The 17,338-nt window shown below is 42.3% G+C and carries 16 protein-coding genes and 1 tRNA gene; 5 read left to right on the top strand and 12 right to left on the bottom strand.

Annotated features, from left to right (window positions below):
* Nucleotides 1-50: 50 nt before the first annotated feature.
* The 3 genes from FO440_RS04860 to murQ form a co-directional block, all read right to left on the bottom strand.
* Nucleotides 51-782 carry a Bax inhibitor-1/YccA family protein gene (locus FO440_RS04860; protein ID WP_144247088.1) on the bottom strand — a complete coding sequence of 244 codons (732 nt, stop codon included), beginning with the start codon at nucleotides 780-782 and terminating at the stop codon, nucleotides 51-53.
* A 120-nt stretch (nucleotides 783-902) separates the two neighbouring features.
* On the bottom strand, nucleotides 903-1,469 hold the full coding sequence (locus tag FO440_RS04855; protein WP_144247087.1) for a hypothetical protein: 567 nt from the start codon (nucleotides 1,467-1,469) through the stop codon (nucleotides 903-905).
* 46 nt (nucleotides 1,470-1,515) lie between these two features.
* A complete protein-coding gene (gene murQ, locus FO440_RS04850) occupies nucleotides 1,516-2,328 on the bottom strand; it encodes an N-acetylmuramic acid 6-phosphate etherase (RefSeq protein WP_144247086.1) in 813 nt (270 codons plus the stop codon).
* Between the two features lie 132 nt (nucleotides 2,329-2,460).
* Here murQ and FO440_RS04845 point away from each other — a divergent pair, with 132 nt between their 5' ends.
* On the top strand, nucleotides 2,461-4,041 hold the full coding sequence (locus FO440_RS04845) for a S41 family peptidase (protein WP_144247085.1): 1,581 nt from the start codon (nucleotides 2,461-2,463) through the stop codon (nucleotides 4,039-4,041).
* 97 nt (nucleotides 4,042-4,138) lie between these two features.
* On the opposite strand, the gene der is transcribed toward FO440_RS04845, so the two are convergent.
* Together der and era are read right to left on the bottom strand one after the other, a co-directional pair.
* Entirely contained in the window at nucleotides 4,139-5,440 is a 1,302-nt protein-coding gene (gene der, locus FO440_RS04840) for a ribosome biogenesis GTPase Der (protein ID WP_144247084.1), read from the bottom strand.
* Nucleotides 5,441-5,568: 128 nt separating this feature from the next.
* Nucleotides 5,569-6,444, bottom strand: coding sequence for a GTPase Era (era, locus tag FO440_RS04835; RefSeq protein ID WP_144247083.1), 876 nt, complete (start codon nucleotides 6,442-6,444; stop codon nucleotides 5,569-5,571).
* 145 nt (nucleotides 6,445-6,589) lie between these two features.
* On the opposite strand from era, the gene FO440_RS04830 reads away from it, so the two are divergent.
* Both FO440_RS04830 and FO440_RS04825 read left to right on the top strand, forming a co-directional pair.
* Nucleotides 6,590-6,662: transfer RNA gene (locus tag FO440_RS04830), tRNA-Met, on the top strand.
* A gap of 241 nt (nucleotides 6,663-6,903) precedes the next feature.
* On the top strand, nucleotides 6,904-9,462 hold the full coding sequence (locus FO440_RS04825; RefSeq protein WP_186292567.1) for a bifunctional YncE family protein/alkaline phosphatase family protein: 2,559 nt from the start codon (nucleotides 6,904-6,906) through the stop codon (nucleotides 9,460-9,462).
* A gap of 76 nt (nucleotides 9,463-9,538) precedes the next feature.
* Here FO440_RS04825 and FO440_RS04820 read toward each other — a convergent pair whose 3' ends face one another.
* From FO440_RS04820 to FO440_RS04800, 5 genes are all read right to left on the bottom strand, one after another.
* Nucleotides 9,539-10,114 (bottom strand): hypothetical protein, encoded by a 576-nt coding sequence (locus tag FO440_RS04820; protein ID WP_144247081.1) that lies wholly within the window; start codon nucleotides 10,112-10,114, stop codon nucleotides 9,539-9,541.
* Between the two features lie 269 nt (nucleotides 10,115-10,383).
* Complete coding sequence (locus tag FO440_RS04815; protein WP_144247080.1) at nucleotides 10,384-11,997, bottom strand: hypothetical protein; 1,614 nt, start codon at nucleotides 11,995-11,997, stop codon at nucleotides 10,384-10,386.
* A gap of 168 nt (nucleotides 11,998-12,165) precedes the next feature.
* Nucleotides 12,166-12,915: a hypothetical protein gene (locus tag FO440_RS04810; protein WP_144247079.1), complete on the bottom strand. Its 750-nt coding sequence runs from the start codon at nucleotides 12,913-12,915 to the stop codon at nucleotides 12,166-12,168.
* A gap of 14 nt (nucleotides 12,916-12,929) precedes the next feature.
* Nucleotides 12,930-13,631, bottom strand: a complete 702-nt coding sequence (locus FO440_RS04805; protein WP_144247078.1) for a PspA/IM30 family protein — start codon at nucleotides 13,629-13,631, stop codon at nucleotides 12,930-12,932.
* Between the two features lie 45 nt (nucleotides 13,632-13,676).
* Complete coding sequence (locus FO440_RS04800) at nucleotides 13,677-14,444, bottom strand: hypothetical protein (RefSeq protein WP_144247077.1); 768 nt, start codon at nucleotides 14,442-14,444, stop codon at nucleotides 13,677-13,679.
* Between the two features lie 290 nt (nucleotides 14,445-14,734).
* On the opposite strand from FO440_RS04800, the gene FO440_RS04795 reads away from it, so the two are divergent.
* Nucleotides 14,735-15,337, top strand: a complete 603-nt coding sequence (locus FO440_RS04795; RefSeq protein ID WP_144247076.1) for a peroxiredoxin — start codon at nucleotides 14,735-14,737, stop codon at nucleotides 15,335-15,337.
* A 269-nt stretch (nucleotides 15,338-15,606) separates the two neighbouring features.
* A complete protein-coding gene (locus FO440_RS04790; RefSeq protein WP_144247075.1) occupies nucleotides 15,607-16,230 on the top strand; it encodes a dihydrofolate reductase family protein in 624 nt (207 codons plus the stop codon).
* Nucleotides 16,231-16,591: 361 nt separating this feature from the next.
* On the opposite strand, the gene FO440_RS04785 is transcribed toward FO440_RS04790, so the two are convergent.
* Together FO440_RS04785 and FO440_RS04780 are read right to left on the bottom strand one after the other, a co-directional pair.
* Nucleotides 16,592-16,879 (bottom strand): hypothetical protein, encoded by a 288-nt coding sequence (locus FO440_RS04785; protein ID WP_144247074.1) that lies wholly within the window; start codon nucleotides 16,877-16,879, stop codon nucleotides 16,592-16,594.
* Nucleotides 16,880-16,915: 36 nt separating this feature from the next.
* Complete coding sequence (locus tag FO440_RS04780; protein ID WP_144247073.1) at nucleotides 16,916-17,299, bottom strand: nuclear transport factor 2 family protein; 384 nt, start codon at nucleotides 17,297-17,299, stop codon at nucleotides 16,916-16,918.
* Nucleotides 17,300-17,338: the final 39 nt, after the last annotated feature.

Below are 17,338 nucleotides of genomic sequence, written 5' to 3'. Positions count from 1 at the left end.
AAAAAGCTGCCTTTTTTGGAGGCAGCTTTTAATAATGAGTTATCTGATTATTATCTTCTTCTGCCGAAAACGCGCAGTAACATTAAGAACAGGTTGATAAAATCAAGGTACAGGGTTAAGCCACCCATTAATGCCATTTTTTTAGATGACGCGTCTCCGTATTCAATACCGGCGCCAATACGTTTTAGCTTTTGCACATCATAAGCTGTAAGGCCCACAAATACCGCCACACCTACATAAGCGATGATCATATCTAAACCACTGCTGTGCATAAACATGTTCACCAGGCTGGCAATTACTATCCCTATCAGTAACATCACCATGATCGAACCAAATTTTGTAAGGTCCTGGTGTGTTGTATAACCGGCAACTGCCATTACACCAAATAATAAAGATGCGGTTAAGAATACGCTTACTACTGATCCCGCTGTGTAAATTAACAGGATAAAGCTTAAGCTCATACCTGTTACGGCTGCATAAGCCACAAATAACAGCGCAAGAATTGGGTAAGATATTTTATTAAGGCCAAAACGAATTAAAAGCACAAACGCCAGTGGTGCAAACATAACAACGTATGCAAATGTAGAAAGTTGGTTTGTGGTAGTATCAATCATTAGTTGTAGTAATGATGGCGTGGTAGCAAAAGCATAAGCGCAAAATGCAGATACACCTAAAGCTATAAACATCCATAAAAATACATTGGCAAGAAATTTACGAGACGAATCGGCCTCATTGATTTGTATTACGTTTTCGTAAACGTAGTTTGGATTATTATTTTCCATTTTTTATTTATTCAATTTAATAATTATACGAATTTACTTTATAGATATGAGATTTGTGACATGAGACTTGAGAAATAGTTTAAATGTTACAAATTCAAACCTATATCCTGAATCTCAAAACTAATTCAACCTCTTTGTTAACTGCTCTTCAACTTTTTTAAATAGCTGTAAAGGTTTTAAGGCCCGCCAGTTCAGATCGTCCAGCTCGCCGCCAAAATTGATATAATAATCAATATTGTTGCGCTTAAACTCCTCGATAACATGCGGCCTGAAATTAATGCCGGCAATCCAGCCATCCTCTACATCCTGGAACCACTCTTCGTAGTAACAATCGTCGGATGAGTGGAAGTTCAGCACATTTTCACCTATCAGGATAAATTGGGTGATCCCGTTGTCAACCATCAATTCAATGATCTCGCGCTTTAACAGCATAATGTCATTATTGATCGCGTCGTTCCACTCGCCTATAAACTCAATAATGGCGTACGACCGGTCGTAGTCGGCATACAATACTTTCATGTATAAAGTATTTGAGCCGAACGAATCCCATTGCGGGTGCAGCAGAAAATTATAAACCTGTTTATCAAATTCAAACTCACTGTACTGCGTAGCATAAAAAGGCGAGTACTCGTCCTCTGCTGCTATGTAGTCATCCCGCCACTTATAATATGGTTCTATTTCGTGCATTTTCTCAATTCAAAATTAAAAAGTCAAAATTAAAAAGCCGTTAAGGCTATCTATTTTGATTGTAAAAATCTACGGCTTTCCTTACGCTGCCGTTTTTCTTCAGCAGGTCGGCGGCGGTAGCTTCGTCAACCCCAATTTCGGCCATTACCATTTTGGTGCCGCGATCAACCAGTTTATTGTTTGACAGCTGCATGTCCACCATTTTATTACCCTTAACCCTGCCCAGCCTGATCATAACCGCGGTGGTTAACATATTCAATACCAGTTTTTGCGCGGTACCGGCTTTCATACGGGTACTGCCGGTTAAAAACTCAGGGCCGGTAACTACTTCTACGGGATAATTGGCTTCGGCGGCTACAGGGCTGCCACTATTACAAACAACGCAGCCGGTAACTATTTTATTTTGATTGGCTGCCTTTAATCCGCCAATAACGTATGGCGTAGTGCCCGATGCAGCTATGGCTACCACCACATCTTTATCATTAATATCAAATGCCGAAAGGTCTTTCCAGGCTTGTTCGGTATCGTCCTCCGCAAACTCTACCGCCTTGCGGATAGCCCCATCGCCACCGGCAATAATGCCAACTACCCAGTCAAACGGCACACCAAATGTAGGCGGACATTCTGAGGCGTCAACTACGCCTAAACGACCGCTGGTGCCGGCGCCTATGTAAAACAAGCGCCCGCCGGCTTTCATGCGTTCGGCAACTACCGTGGCCAGCTTTTCTATCTGCGGCAGGGCTTTATTTACTGATACCGCAACCGTCTGGTCTTCCTTATTAATATTTTGAAGGATCTCCAATACGCTCATCTGCTCCAGGTGGTTGTAATGCGACTCTTTTTCGGTAGTGGTTTGCATTTTTAATTAATTTTTGGCAAAAATCGGTAAAATATTTGAGAGTGATTAATTATTGGTTGTTACTCTTAACAACATTTACAAAATGGCGTAAAGCTCTCGCAGCAAATCAGTAACTTTGTGTGATCATAATTTATGAAAAAAGCGACGGCTATAATCTTCAGGTCTGTTATACTTGTTTTGGCAGGTATCACCATTGGCTTGGTCATAAGTGGTGATCATATTGGCGAGCATATCGATTTTGACCAAAGTAAGGTATCCAAGGTTTTAGACCTGGTTAGGCATAACTATGTCGACTCGGTAAATGTAGATAGCATTGAAGGCTCAACGGTTAACAACCTGCTGCAAAACCTTGATCCGCATTCTGTTTACCTGCCTGCGCAACAGGCAACATCTATCAACGAACGCCTTGAAGGTGGTTTTACCGGCATTGGTGTAGAATATATTTTGCTGCGCGATACGCTGGTTATCACCCAGGCTAATTATGACGGACCGGCTTATAAAGCCGGCATACGGCCGGGAGATAAGGTGATAGGGGTGGACCATCAAAATTTTGCCGGCACACACCTGACCGTCGCAAAGGTGGGCAAAGCGTTCAGGGGCGCGAAAGATTCGCAATTGTTGATGGCCATTATCCCGGCTGGCAGCAAGATCACCAAATTTTATAATGTAAAACGCGACCACGTTGACCTGAGCAGCCTTGACGCGGCATATATGCTTAATCCAACCACGGGTTATATCAAAATAAGCAAATTCGCATCAACCACTGATGCCGATTTCAGGAAATCATTAGGCAAACTAAAAACAAACGGCCTGAAAAAACTGGTGCTTGATATCCGTGGCAACGGCGGCGGGTATCTGAATACTGCAACAGCGCTTGCTGATGAGTTTTTAACCAAAAAACAACTGATAGTTTATACCAAAGGCGTACACGAACCACGAACCGATTATTTTGCTACCGACTCTGGTAATTTTCAACAAGGCAAACTGGCTTTGCTGATAGATGAATATTCGGCATCGGCAAGTGAGATCCTGGCAGGTGCCCTGCAAGACCTTGACCGCGCGGTTATCGTCGGCCGACGGTCGTTTGGTAAAGGCTTGGTGCAAGAGCAGTTTCCGTTTGGTGATGGCTCCGCGATAAACCTAACCGTGGCGAGGTATTACACCCCATCAGGACGGTCAATCCAGAAATCATACAGCCAGGGCGCAGAGAGCTACCGTAATGAACTTGCACAACGGATGCAAAAAGGCGAGTTGTTTTCTGAAGAAAGTAACTTAAAGGATAGCGCTTTTAACAAGCCGACCAATTTTCATACCGCGCAGGGCCGCAAAGTATTTAGTGGTGGCGGCATAATGCCGGACATTTTTGTACCTGAGGATACCGTACAAAATACGTATGTGGCACGCGTATTAAGCAGCAAACAGCTTTTTTCGGCCTACGTGATCGACCATATGCAACCCGTGCTGGGCAAGTACAATGCCGATGATTTTTGTAATCATTACACAGTTACTGATGCCGACTTTGGCAACTTTATTCTATACTCGTCACATACTGTAAAAGATATGGATGCGAAAGAGATATTTGTAGCCAAAGAGAACATCAAAACGCTGCTTAAAGCCTATGCCGCACGTTTTAAATGGGGCGACGAAGCCTACTTTAAAACCGTAAACGCCAATGACCCCGCGTTGAAAAAAGCAATAGAGGCGGTTAATTAATGTGCAGATGATAAATTAACCTGTCAATCAAGTCATCTAAGCATCTATTTACAAATCTCATCTGCACATTTTCACATCTGCATATCCGCACATCAACCTACTTCTGCCTAAACCACACCTGTATTGGCGCGCCGCTGAAGTCAAAGTTTTCTCTTAGTTTATTTTCTATAAAGCGATAGTACGGTTCTTTAACGTATTGCGGCAGGTTGCAAAAGAATGCGAACATGGGCGATGAGCCTGCAATTTGTGTGATATATTTTATTTTAACGTATTTGCCTTTTAACGATGGCGGCGGATAATGCTCGATGATAGGCAGCATCACCTCGTTTAGTTTAGAGGTAGAAATTTTACGGGCGCGGTTTTCATAAACCTGGTTTGCCACGTCAATCACTTTTAGTACCCGTTGTTTTTCGGTAACTGATGTAAAGATGATAGGCACATCTGTAAACGGCGCTATCTTTTGGCGAATCATGTCCTCAAAAACCTTGGTGGTTTTATTGTTTTTTTCGATCAGATCCCATTTGTTCACCACGATCATGACGCCTTTTTTATTCTTCTCGGCCAGGTGGAAAATATTGATGTCCTGCGACTCAATCCCTTCAACCGCGTCGATCATCAGGATAACCACATCGGCTTCTTCCAAAGCCTTAATGGTACGCATTACCGAGTAAAACTCGATATTTTCTTTAACCTTGGTTTTTTTACGCATCCCGGCAGTATCTATCAGCATAAAATCATGACCGTACTGATTATAATGGATATGGATAGAATCGCGCGTGGTACCTGCTATAGGCGTTACAATGTTACGGTCTTTACCAATTAAAGAGTTGATGATGGATGATTTACCCACATTAGGCCTGCCCACAATAGCATATTTTGGGCGGGTGTTTTCTTCCAGTTTTTCTTCGTCGAAATGTTTTACTACTTCGTCCAGCAACTCTCCAGTTCCCGAGCCGGTCATAGATGAGATATTATAGATCTCTCCTAACCCCAAGCTGTAAAATACCGTAGCGTCCGACTGTTGGCTGTTGTTATCAACCTTGTTAACCACCACAAATACAGGCTTGTTGCCTTTTCGTAATATGGTCGCTATCTCATCATCAAGATCAGTAATACCGGTAGTAACATCCACCAAAAACAAAATAACAGAGGCTTCTTCAATGGCTATAACCACCTGCTCGCGGATAGCGGCCTCAAACACATCGTTTGAGTTTGCTACGTAGCCACCGGTATCAATAACGGTAAACTCATGGTGTGTCCACTCGGATGTGCCGTAATGACGGTCGCGGGTTACGCCGCTAAAATCGTCCACAATGGCTTTGCGGGTTTCGGTTAAACGGTTATATAAGGTCGACTTGCCTACATTGGGGCGGCCAACTATGGCTACTATGTTACTCATGTTTTTATTAGATGCAAGAATCAAGAGACAAGGACCAAGACATTTGCCGCCCTGATATTTCTTAATTCTAATATACGTTTATTATAAATTATTGTGTCTTGAATCTTAAATCCTGATTCTTGACTCTCTTACTCGTACCCGAATTTTTTAAGATAATTTTTCTTGCTGCGCCAGTCGGGTATAACCTTTACAAACATCTCCAGGAAGATCTTCCGCTGAAAAAAATCTTCCATATCCCTGCGGGCATAAGTGCCTACTATCTTGAGCATTTTACCGCCTTCGCCAATAATAATGTTCTTTTGGCTATCGCGCTCAACAATGATCTCGGCGCTGATGCGGTGTAGTTTTTCGCCCTCAACAAAAGCGGTCACAATTACCTCGGCACTGTACGGGATCTCTTTTTTATATTGTTTCAGTATCTGCGCACGGATCATTTCTGAAGCAAAGAACCTGTCGTTACGGTCTGTCAGCGCGTCCTTTTCATAATAAGCCGGATGCTCAGGCAGGTGCTCGATCACGAAGTTCATTACCGCTATAACATTATGGCCATGCAGGGCAGATATGGCAAAAACCGCTTTAGGGTTTAGTTTTTCCTGCCAGTACTCTATCTTTTTCTTAACTGTCTCTTCGTCGCTTTGATCGATCTTATTGATCAGTACCAACAGCGGCGCTTGTGATCCGGCCAGTTTTTTAATTACATCCTCTTCGTCATATTCCTCGTAAATGTCGGTAACCAGTAAAATCAGGTCGGCATCTTCAATCGAGCCTTCCACCTGGTGCATCATGCGCTCATGCAGTTCATAATGCGGTTTGATGATGCCGGGGGTATCTGAGAAAACGATCTGGTAATCGTCTGTATTAACAATACCCAGGATACGGTGACGGGTAGTTTGGGCCTTAGGGGTAATGATAGACATTTTTTCGCCTACAAGCGCGTTCATCAAAGTTGACTTACCCGCGTTTGGCTTACCAATTATGCTTACAAAACCTGCTTTATGACCCATTGAAAAATAATTAAAATAATATTTGGACTGCAAAGAAACGAATTATATCTTTGCAGTCCAATTAAAAGGAGGCACAAATTGCTTTTTTACAATTGGAAACAACATTTCGGATGTTATGACCGTTATGTAATACCAACAAAAATAGTGCGGGATGGAGCAGTTGGTAGCTCGTCGGGCTCATAACCCGAAGGTCGTAGGTTCGAGTCCTGCTCCCGCTACCGAAACAAAAAAGCCTCAAATCTTTCGATTTGAGGCTTTTTTGTTTATATTCTTTAGTGGAAAAGTGCCGGCATATTCGTCCCCAATTTATAATTGCGGGCATCACGTAGAAAACGCATTACCGATAAATTTTAATCCACGTATTTACAATTATTTGATTGTAGAAATTACTACCTACATTTATGTATTCATCTGATAGATATGAAAGTTCCACAATCTTTTTTGACAAAAAGCTTATGCTTGCCTTTTTTACTTTTGTTTAGTCAATACCTGGCAGCCCAGGCGCCAGCAACACCAGAGCGAAGAAAAGACGTTAAAGCACCGGCTGACACCTCATGGAACCAACTTTCTGCAGGTGATAAAATGTTTGTGAACAGCCAGATCTTCAATCCGGCAGGTTTAAGCCTGGATTTAGCCAAAGGAACCCGAATATTGAATCTGGAATTAGCTTACCAAAATAAATTGCTCATTTCAAAAAGCAACAAAGGCCTGGCTGTTATCAATGCCGACAACTTTAAGGTACTTAATCAGTTTGAATATGAAAAAGGCGAATCGGGTTCAATGTACGGCCTGGCTGTTGGCAGCGACGATTCGACAGTTTACTTCACCGGTGCACAAAGAAATTTATATATAGGAAACATTAGCAGATCCGGCGGATTTAAACTGACAAAAGAAATTGATTTATCTGTTGACAAGAAAACAACAACACCTTTAGGAATAGGATTAGTTGATGATCATATTGCTTATGTAGCGCTTGCAATTCCAAACCAGGTTGCTGTTGTGGCTATTGATAAGGGTAAAGTGCTGGACAAAATACCGGTAGGCGTTTGCCCTTACGCTATCGTTATCAGCAAGGACAAAAGGTACGCGTTTGTTAGCAATTTCGGCGGCCCCAACCCTAAAAAAGAAGACAGAACTGAAGAATCTGCCGGAACAAAAGTTGCCGTTGATGACTGTTCTGTAGCTTTGCGAGGGTCTGTTACGGTAATAGATATTCAATCAAGAAAAGTAATCCATGAGATAAAAACCCGCATTTACCCTGAATCAATGGTTTTGTCGCCGGACGGCAACTTACTTTATGTAACCGACGATAGCGGTGACGGTATAAGTGTTATAGATGCCCAAAAATTCAGCGTGTTACATACCATCGATACCAAACCTGATCCATCACTTCCTTACGGAAGCCTTACAACAGGGTTAGCATTTAGCCCAAACGGCAAAGTGTTATATGCAGCCAATGCCGGTAATAATTCAATTGCCCTTATTGACCCTAAGCAGCCGCAAAAAGGTCCGTATGGGTTTATTGCCGGTGGCGGATTTCCGGGCGCGGTGTGTGTTACAACGCATGACCTGTTTATTGGTAATGTAACTCCGCTGAAGCAGGGTTCTTTACAAAAGGTTGTACTGCCCGCCAATAAAACTCAATTAGACAACTATACTGCAAAAGCAGAGAAAGGCTTTCATTTTATCGAAATGCTGAGAGCGCAGGCTGAAGCGAATTTAAACGCCAGGCCAAAGCCGGTTCCGGTAAACGTAGGTGAGCCTTCTGCAATCAAGCATATTGTATACATCATCAGGGAAAATAAAAAATTTGACCAGGAATTAGGCGATTTTGGTAAAGGAAATTGCGACTCGGCACTCGTTGAATATGCCAAACCGGTAACTCCCAACGCGCACAGCCTTGCAGAACAATTTGTGTTACTGGACAATTATTATTGTAATGGGGTTAACTCAAGTGACGGCCATCAATGGGCAACCCAGGGCATATCTTCGCCCTATCACGAAAAAGATTTTTCAAACGGGCGGTGCGCGTATGACTTTGGTACAGATCCTTTATGTTATGCAGGTTGTGGTTTTATCTGGAATCACCTGTTGCGTAAAGGGATATCTTTCAGAAATTTTGGGGAGTTTGATCTGGCAGATGTAACAAAAGGTAAAACTTGGACGGACTTATACAACGGATGGAAAGATCAAACTGATTCTACATGGTATAAGTGTGGATACCAGGTAAAAAGCCTGGAAAAATACAGCGACTTGCGTTTCCCGGGTTGGAACTTAACTATCCCCGACCAGATAAGGGCCGATGTATTTGTTAAAGCGCTGAATGAGTACGAAGCAAAAGGCAGTTTTCCTGATTTTACCATCATCTATCTGCCTAACGATCACACCAGCGGGTATGACGAGCATCTGCCTGTTCCACGCGCCTATGTAGCAGATAATGACCAGGCAACGGGCAGGGTCATCCAGGCGCTTTCAAAAAGCCCTTTTTGGAAAGACATGGCCATATTTGTAAATGAAGATGACCCGCAAAGCGGAACTGACCATGTAGATGGACACAGGTCGGTTTGTTTTGTGGCGGGGCCTTATGTAAAACGCCATACCGTTATTAACAAATTTTATAACCAATCGTCTGTGCTGCATACAATCTGCCAGATTTTTGGCGTACAGCCCATGAATCAGTTAGTGGCAATGGCGCCTTTAATGACAGAGTGCTTTAAAGACTCCCCAGATTATACTGGTTATACTTCTTTAACGCCGGCTATTGCCATAAACGAGATGAATCTGCCAAAGAAGAAAATAACAAGTAAAAACACTTTAAAATTGGCGCCGTTAACAGCGAGAATGGACTTTTCAAAACCCGATCTTAATGATAAAGACGCGTTGATATTTAGCGAGTATCTATGGTCGACGGTCCATGGCGATCTGCCATTTCCAAAAGCGTATTTTGGGCCGCATGGAAAAGGTTTAAAAGCGCTCGGCCTGAAAATTGACCCGCAGTTCAAGGATGACGACGATTAAAAACATTTTGCATAGGCTTTAATACTAGTATGTAAATAACACCAAACAACGGCTATGCCCTAACCAGGTCCGGCTTTTACAAAAACTTTGAATACCAGCTGGCTTTCTCGAATACGGTCGTCCAGGAACGTTCACGGTCACGGCCCAATAAGCCAGATCTTGCATTGGTTTGAACAGCAATAGAATTGCCATTATTGATCAACTTCCAAACCTCTGTTACGTAAATAAATGCTGGTTTTTGAGCAGCCACCAAACGTACAATTGAGTTCACGGTCATGGTTTGGCCATCATCTGACCAGTTTACGGTATACTTTTTTCCGAAACTGTGGCCACGATCTATGTCGCTTGCTTTACTGTTAAAGATAATTTTTTCCTGGCTTGTAGCCGGACCATAGCGGGGAGACGGATCAGATACCTGTATATTTAGAAAATTTGCCTGCTGTGCTATCTTCATCGTTTTATATAGCATACGATCCCCCTCGACGTATGTGCAAACAATATTTCCGCCCATGCTTATCGACTCTTTAGCTTTCCATTCGCCGGAAAAGTTAGCGCGATGAGTATCCTTTTTTTGCTGAGCCTTTACGGGAAAATAAATTACGCCAACCAGCATGATAACCAGGCTATACAAAACATTTCTTTTATTTTTCATATCTATTAAAATTTATTTAGCGAATCTACTTTGATACCTTTCAGCCTGACGAATCTGGATTGTAAATGTTAATGTAAACTTTGTAAATAAAATATTGACATAATGCTTCTTACCAAAAACCCAACCGTTTGGAAAGAGAAGTACCTTTTCGGATTTATCTATTTCCTGGACTTGCGGCCACTAAAGGTTTATTTTAATCCGAATTATTAAAAACTTCGAAGATCGGAGGTATATTTTGCACCGATTATGCAACCTGATGCCAAGCGCGTCTAAGAACGAATAACATAAAAGTAAGATGGCTTACCGGATGTTCCGCCGGGAAGCTTGAAAGAAATACAGCCGTTTTTGACCTCGGTTAAGTGTTTTATTTTATTTATAACAACATATACCCGTTTGTCAGCAGTTATATTTTTTCTTAACCTTATCGTTATTTTTTGTGGTTGCGATCCAACGTATGACCCTTGGATCTTGTCTTTGGAAAGCATATAAGTAATGGATCTATTATTCCATGATAATGTTTGGCCAAACCCTTTTTGCCAATATCGTTCCGGTGCAATTGGTGCCATAATTAAAGTACCATTAACATCAAAGTTTACACCAAAAACAAATCGCTGAATAATTCTTACCAGGTTAGCAGGATATTCATTGTATTTCTCAGCACCGTATCCCCCGGTTTTATTATAACGCTCTCGCCAATACCAATTGTTAGCCTCGCCTTTTTTACTTACCATAAGTAATGTTTCGATCAACCCCTCCGGATCGTTCATAGCTGCTCTTGCACAAGCTTCAATGTACCAAACCCTGCCCATAGCTGCCAAATCCTGATTGTCGGAATAAGTGCTTTCCCACTTTTCATAGCTATCCGGTTTTGTCGCAATACCAGTAGGCATTTCGTCATAATAAAATTGTTTCTCGTGCTGTAATAGCTTCCATAAAATTTGCTGCTGTTGCTTTGATGCAAGTCCAAATGCCACTGCACTCCAATCGCAATCTGTCAGGCCATGATTTGACACAATGCCTTTATCCGGGTTGATATATTCCGCAAAATGATCTCCAACCCAAAATCTTTTTCTAAAATTGGCTCGTATCAAATCACTTATCCGTTTATATTTAAAAGCGCTCTTATCATCTTTTACAACTTTATTCAGCACAGACAAACGAAAAAACGCATCGGCCACATGACATTGCGCTACGCCGTCAAATTCTATCCTCGTCGGCCGTTCCAAATAATACCCCGCTCCCCCGACGAGGCCTTCTTTGGTGACCATTTTGCTCAAATAATCGGCCGATAGATTGACCGATGAAATTTGTTTCTTTAACCAATTTTTATCTTGTGTGAAACGATAAATCACATCAGCATTTTGAATATAAGTTGTTCCTGCCAGGGCCCTAAGCGGATTGCCCGGCACCCAATGTTTATAAAGCCCGCCATTGCCGTCAACCTTGGTTTCAAAACCTTTTGGCCCTATCTCTTTTCCGGCCATAGTTGGCATGATCGCGATAGGCAATTCCCCCTTTGCTTTCTGAAACGATTTGACGTAGGCCCAGTTGGCTTTTACAACATCGGGGCGGTTTAACCACAATAATGCATCGCTCATTTGGTGACCATCAAGCGAAGGATAAGTATTACCATAACCAAAGCCCTGTCCATCCGCACAAACAGAAAAATATCCGAAGAAAATTTTTGGATTAACCGCGGCCAAAATGTTTTGATCTGCCGCTTTTTCATAAGCCTCTACGATTAATGAGTCCGGAAGATTTATGCGATTATTTATTTGTTGTGCATTAACTTTTAAACCTATCGAAAGAAGAACTGTACCAAAAAAACAGGTTATGCTAATTTTTAGTCTTTGTATAGCCGATAAAAAGGATATTCGTTTCAAATTTAGTATTCCGGGCTTGGTCAATAAATATATTAGTATTTCCAATAAAAATAATCGCTTCAACTGGTCAAAGTTTAAAAACCTCGATCAGTATTGGCACACTAAAATCACAAAGCCTCAAATCTTACGACTGAGGCTTTGTGATTATATTCAAAACGATGAATCACTCTACCACAAAAACAATGGCAGCAACCATATTGGCGATACATAATAGGGGTCGTAATACGGTTGGTAATATTCAACGGTTTCTTCTTCTATTATTTCGCCGCTGTTATTATTGTAATTAGCGTCATTTTGCTGTTGTTGCCTTTCCTCTTCCAGTAGTTTTATCATCAGGTCTGATCCCTGGCTTATCATGTCAACCATGGCATCCTCGCCAACTTCATCGGGTTTGATGGCAGTTCTGCAAATCTCTTCTATCTCGTCCCATCCATTGTCTGATATTAGGTCCATTTGCCACCCGTTTGATGTGGTGTCAAACCTATTCTCATTAATGAACGACATAAACACGATCTCGGCCGGGTCAACTTTTTTAAACAAGGCAACTGCTATACGCAGATCGTCAAAACGCTCTGCGCCGGCAAAATCAAACCAGGCCTCGTCGGTGTCAAAATCAAAAAAACGGGCAAAAGCAAACTCGCCTTTTTCAAGGTCAACGTACGAATAGATATCATATACCTTCAGATACTCTGTATAACGTTTCATAAAAACGTCAAAGACATCCTGGCCTTTGGCTGTAGGCTGGTAATACATGCCCGATGTTTGTACATACCCCTTACTCATCAATTCAATAAACAAGGGCTCCAGTACGCTGTCATCGCCGTTGCCTACCGTCTGGAATTTATGCGAGCCATTGATCATCTCATTTAAAAGGATAATGGCCTTAAATGACTTTTTATTATCGTCTGTTAAAAACATGATGGTGCTGTATATTAATTCTGTGCCTGAGCTCTTTTAGCTTTAATTGCATCAAGCGCGCTTGATGAACTGCTGTTATTTAAAACTTTATTGATCTCCTGCTCAGTAGATAAAGTTGAATCATCTATCTGTGCGTAAGCAGCCGCGCGGAATTCTTGCGCCGATGCCTTTTCATCCATTCGGTTCAAGGTTGCCATTAAGCCATCGGTGTCTACATCAGAAAGCGTTTTGTTTATCTTTTCAGATACCTCGGCAGTTTTTGCCCTTGAGTTGATCAATTGAGCGCGGTTTTCGGTTTCGGCTATCTGGTCTTTAATTTGTTTTATCTTCAGATCCATTACCGCTACGGCGCTTTCTTCTTTCTCGGCCATTTTTGCAAACTGGTCGGCTTCGTTTAAAGCGGCTTGGTGTGCTTCGGCCGCTTTGATGGCCAGCTCGTTACCTTTTGCTTCATCCAATTGCTTGCTTTCAACACGGTCTAACAAATCGTTTGCCTTCTTTTCCCAGTCGGCAGCGCTGTTACAGTATTGCAGTTCGCTGGCGCGATGTTGTAAGGCAAGCGCTTTAATTTCGGCTTCGCCCTGTATTGCCTGCTGGTAGTTTTCCCGTAGTTCGCGTAAAATCTGCGCGGCCATTTTTGAAGGGTCTTCAATTTTGTCAACCGCGGCGTTAGCTTCTGCTTTGCCTATGCGGAATAGTCTATCAAATATGCTCATTGTGTTAATTTTTATATGTGTTTTAAAGTTTACTGCTGATTAAAATTATCTTCTGCGGCCAAATCCGCCACGGCTGCCGCCAAAGCTTCTGCGGCCAAAGCCACTGCTGCTACCAAAGCCGCTTGAACGCCTTGAACTGCTGCCAAAACCACCACTGCGTACCGGGGAACCGCTGCTGCGAACACCGAACGACCGTTGCGACCTGCCCGGGTTGCTTAAGCTACCACGGAAACTTCTTGTTGACATAGCAGATGAGGTAGTTGGCCTGAATGTGCTAATGGTACGGGTACGGGTATAATAGGATGGGTAATAACCGTAATGATACATCGGCATATAATAGCTATGCGGGCGCATCAAATAACTTAACAATAAAAAGTCTGTAAAGGTAAATGACGAGTGGTAGTAGTTATTATAGCCCACATAATCAGGGTTACCTCGTACGCTCAGATCGGCCGTATTATTGTCGGCGCTTGGGTCAACTTTAATGCGTGCAATGGTTACCGAATCTGTATTGCTTACATTATCAATTACGTCTAAACGGTTACGGTCGCCCTCTACAACTTTCAGATAATCCACATTGCCGTCTTTATCCAGGTCAAGGTTATTGATATGGTTTGATGGGTTGTTAATACCTTTTTCTAAAGTTTGCGGGTCGGTGCTGGTTTTTACCAGTTGTGCCAGTTTGTTTACGTCAAAACCAGCCGGTGTATTACTGCTTTCTACGGTGACGTTGTTTTGTGCAGGGCGATCCTGGTTACAGCCAACGGCAAAAACTGTTGCCGAGATTAAAAGTGCTGCTATAGCTTTTTTCATGGTAGGTGTTTATTGAATATTAGAGTTGCTTACGCGGTTAATGTTACAGATGATAACGTGGTCGATAGTTTTGAGTTTATGATCCAAATGTACACACAGCCAGATCATAAGCAAATAAATTATCGGCGAAATGCGTCATAAAAACGGTGACGCGGAGGTAACCGGCGGTAAATTGCATGGATTCAATGCTATTGTATTACCCCCGGTAAAATTTTAATGACAGACAACCTAATCCTGCAGAGTATCGTAGCTTTGATAACAACAACATTAACAAATTAAAACCATCTGCCATGATCAAAAAATATTATCAACTGCTGCTTTTAGTTATCGGCTTTTCACTACTGATTACCCAATCCGGCTTTGCCCAAACAAAGATGCTGACAAAGGGAGATGCAGCACCTGTATTTACCGCCAAGGCCAGCCTGGCCGGCAGCGAATTTAGCTTTTCATTAAAGAAAGCCCTTGCTAAAGGGCCGGTTGTAGTTTACTTCTATCCGTCGGCTTATACTGGTGGCTGCGATGCCGAAGCGCACGAATTTGCCGAACAAAAAGAAAAATTCACCGCTGCCGGAACTACCATTATCGGTGTATCCGGAGATGATATTCAACGACTGAATAAGTTTTCTTCTGACCCGAGTTATTGTGCAGGCAAGTTCGCGGTAGCATCAGACGAGGGGGGCAAAATTGCACAAACCTATGGATTGGTGATGTCGCCGCCCAAAATTGGAATGAAAGATGTTCAAGGCCTGGAGGTTAATCACGGTTTTATCCCCCGTACTACTTATGTTATCGGCAAAGACGGTAAAATCATAGCTGTGTTTTCATCAGCAACCGATCACATTTCGCCTACAGACCATGTTGGAAAATCCCTGGCAATTGTAAAGGGGTTATAACGACAATTCAAGTTTATACAGTAGCCCTGCGCCTACCAAATTAAAAGCCTCCGATCAAAAGATCAGAGGCTTTTCGTATTAAGTGGATTGTTTATTCTGATACGATACTTGTGCCGTTTCTGCCAACATATATTGCTAAGTCCTGTTAGCCCCTGCACATTGTCCCGCGTGGCCCGCATATCTGTACGGGGTATTATTTAAGTTTGCACCAAGAACATTCAAAGCCATACCGGCAAATAACATTAACTTTAATAAACCATAGTAACATAATGAGCAAGATCATATTTGACAGCGGAATTTCACTTGATGGCTTTTTTGCAGGTGATAACAGGGGACCGGACAACCCGATGGGCGGCGTTTCGCCAAAAATCCACACGTGGATGTTTAAACAAAAGGCATTCTGGAAAAATATTAATATGGATGGCCGCGGTGAAGAATACGGCGCGGACAGCGTAATAATTGACGATGTGTTTGCAAGGACAGGCGCATACATTATGGGGAAACGGATGTTTGAAGAAGGCGAAGTACATTGGGCAGAAGATCTGTACAAAACGGATGTTTATGTACTAACACACGAAGAACGGGAACCATGGGTACAGAAAGGAACCACAACTTTCTACTTTATTAATGACGGTATAGAAAGCGCATTAGAGAAAGCAAAACAATCGGCCAAAGGCAAAGACATCAGGATACAGGGTGGTGCAGATACTATTCAACAATACCTGAATGCCGGGCTTGTGGACGAATTTCTAATTCACATTGCCCCTGTTTTTTTAGGGATCGGTATCCGGTTGTTTGAAGGTATTGACAAAGACAAATACGACATTCAAATTGCAGAGGTAATACCGTCTGACCTGACAACGCACCTGCGATACAAACTAACCAGGAAGTAAAAACAACTATCGTTAAAATTACTTACGGACAGTGATATTCAAAAGCCATCAATCTTTCAATTGGTGGCTTTTTGCGTTAAGGTGGTTTGTATATAAAAACATCCAAAAATTACCTTCAAATGCAACAAAATCAAAAGCATTTGCAACAAAATCGTAAGTACTTTTTCGGCGCTTCCTGTTTCTTTGTGCCCATCAAAAGAAACTTATTTTACCGCTGTTACTACGCACTTCTCGTTTAACTACACGTACACTTATAAATAGATATTATCACCTTAAACCTTTTCAAGTTTTTCAGAAATTATCTTGTTGTCTAAAAATGGCGACAAGGTATTTCTGAAAAGAAACACAAGCCCAAAGCCGATCATAGAAAGTGCAGCACTAATTGCTCCCATTCTTCCTGTAAAGACACATTAGGGCGGGTTTTATGTGCCTTGCTATACCAATAATCAGCGTTCCATATATCTCCTTCTTTACGGTGCAGGTAGGCATGCACCCATGCCGATTCGCGGTCTGTTAAATGATCAACTTGGGCATGAGCCCGTTGCCAATCGCCTTTGCCATCATACCAAAGGCTTTTTAGCGGTACGGATAGGCCATTATCCGGTTGTGCCAAACTCAATGATTCTTTAAATTTTGCCAATGTTTTCATAAGGCACTACTGTTTATTGTATTACAATTTATCTTCTCAATCCATCCGCTTAACCCATTGGCTTCGCCAGGCTGGCGCCTCGAAAGCGTCTGCAAAATATTGTGTTTCATGCACCACCTTACCGTTATTAAACTCCATAATGCTTACTGTATATGCTGATTGACCCTGATAATTGATGGTATACTCTGTAATCCAAACATCACCCTGACCCACAATACGCTTAACCTTAAAACCCGATGGCTTTCCCGGGTGATGGCTCCGTAATGCCTGTAAATTGCTTCTTCCCATGATACGCTCTCCCGATTGCGGGTAATCACAGATCACGCCATCATCGTAAATATCATGTTCCGCGTTTATATCTCCTGCTGCAGATGCATGCCAGTGTGCATTCAGGGCTTCGCGTATTTGCTTTTCTTCCATGGCTTGTTGTTTTTCCAGATCTAAATTAAGCCATACAGA

The sequence above is a fragment of the Mucilaginibacter corticis genome (genome assembly GCF_007558865.1).
GTDB classification, from domain to species: Bacteria; Bacteroidota; Bacteroidia; order Sphingobacteriales; family Sphingobacteriaceae; genus Mucilaginibacter; species Mucilaginibacter corticis.
Note: the sequence above shows the minus strand (reverse complement) of the source record. Positions and strands in the feature narration are given on the sequence as shown.

Coding starts and splice junctions, on each gene's coding strand:
- FO440_RS04805 (WP_144247078.1), bottom strand. CDS start 13,631: ATGAGCATATTTGATAGACTATTCCGCATAGGCAAAGCAGAAGCTAAC.
- FO440_RS04795 (WP_144247076.1), top strand. CDS start 14,735: ATGATCAAAAAATATTATCAACTGCTGCTTTTAGTTATCGGCTTTTCA.
- FO440_RS04780 (WP_144247073.1), bottom strand. CDS start 17,299: ATGGAAGAAAAGCAAATACGCGAAGCCCTGAATGCACACTGGCATGCA.
- FO440_RS04810 (WP_144247079.1), bottom strand. CDS start 12,915: ATGTTTTTAACAGACGATAATAAAAAGTCATTTAAGGCCATTATCCTT.
- FO440_RS04820 (WP_144247081.1), bottom strand. CDS start 10,114: ATGAAAAATAAAAGAAATGTTTTGTATAGCCTGGTTATCATGCTGGTT.
- FO440_RS04860 (WP_144247088.1), bottom strand. CDS start 782: ATGGAAAATAATAATCCAAACTACGTTTACGAAAACGTAATACAAATC.
- FO440_RS04855 (WP_144247087.1), bottom strand. CDS start 1,469: ATGCACGAAATAGAACCATATTATAAGTGGCGGGATGACTACATAGCA.
- FO440_RS04845 (WP_144247085.1), top strand. CDS start 2,461: ATGAAAAAAGCGACGGCTATAATCTTCAGGTCTGTTATACTTGTTTTG.
- era (WP_144247083.1), bottom strand. CDS start 6,444: ATGGGTCATAAAGCAGGTTTTGTAAGCATAATTGGTAAGCCAAACGCG.
- FO440_RS04785 (WP_144247074.1), bottom strand. CDS start 16,879: ATGAAAACATTGGCAAAATTTAAAGAATCATTGAGTTTGGCACAACCG.
- FO440_RS04790 (WP_144247075.1), top strand. CDS start 15,607: ATGAGCAAGATCATATTTGACAGCGGAATTTCACTTGATGGCTTTTTT.
- murQ (WP_144247086.1), bottom strand. CDS start 2,328: ATGCAAACCACTACCGAAAAAGAGTCGCATTACAACCACCTGGAGCAG.
- FO440_RS04800 (WP_144247077.1), bottom strand. CDS start 14,444: ATGAAAAAAGCTATAGCAGCACTTTTAATCTCGGCAACAGTTTTTGCC.
- der (WP_144247084.1), bottom strand. CDS start 5,440: ATGAGTAACATAGTAGCCATAGTTGGCCGCCCCAATGTAGGCAAGTCG.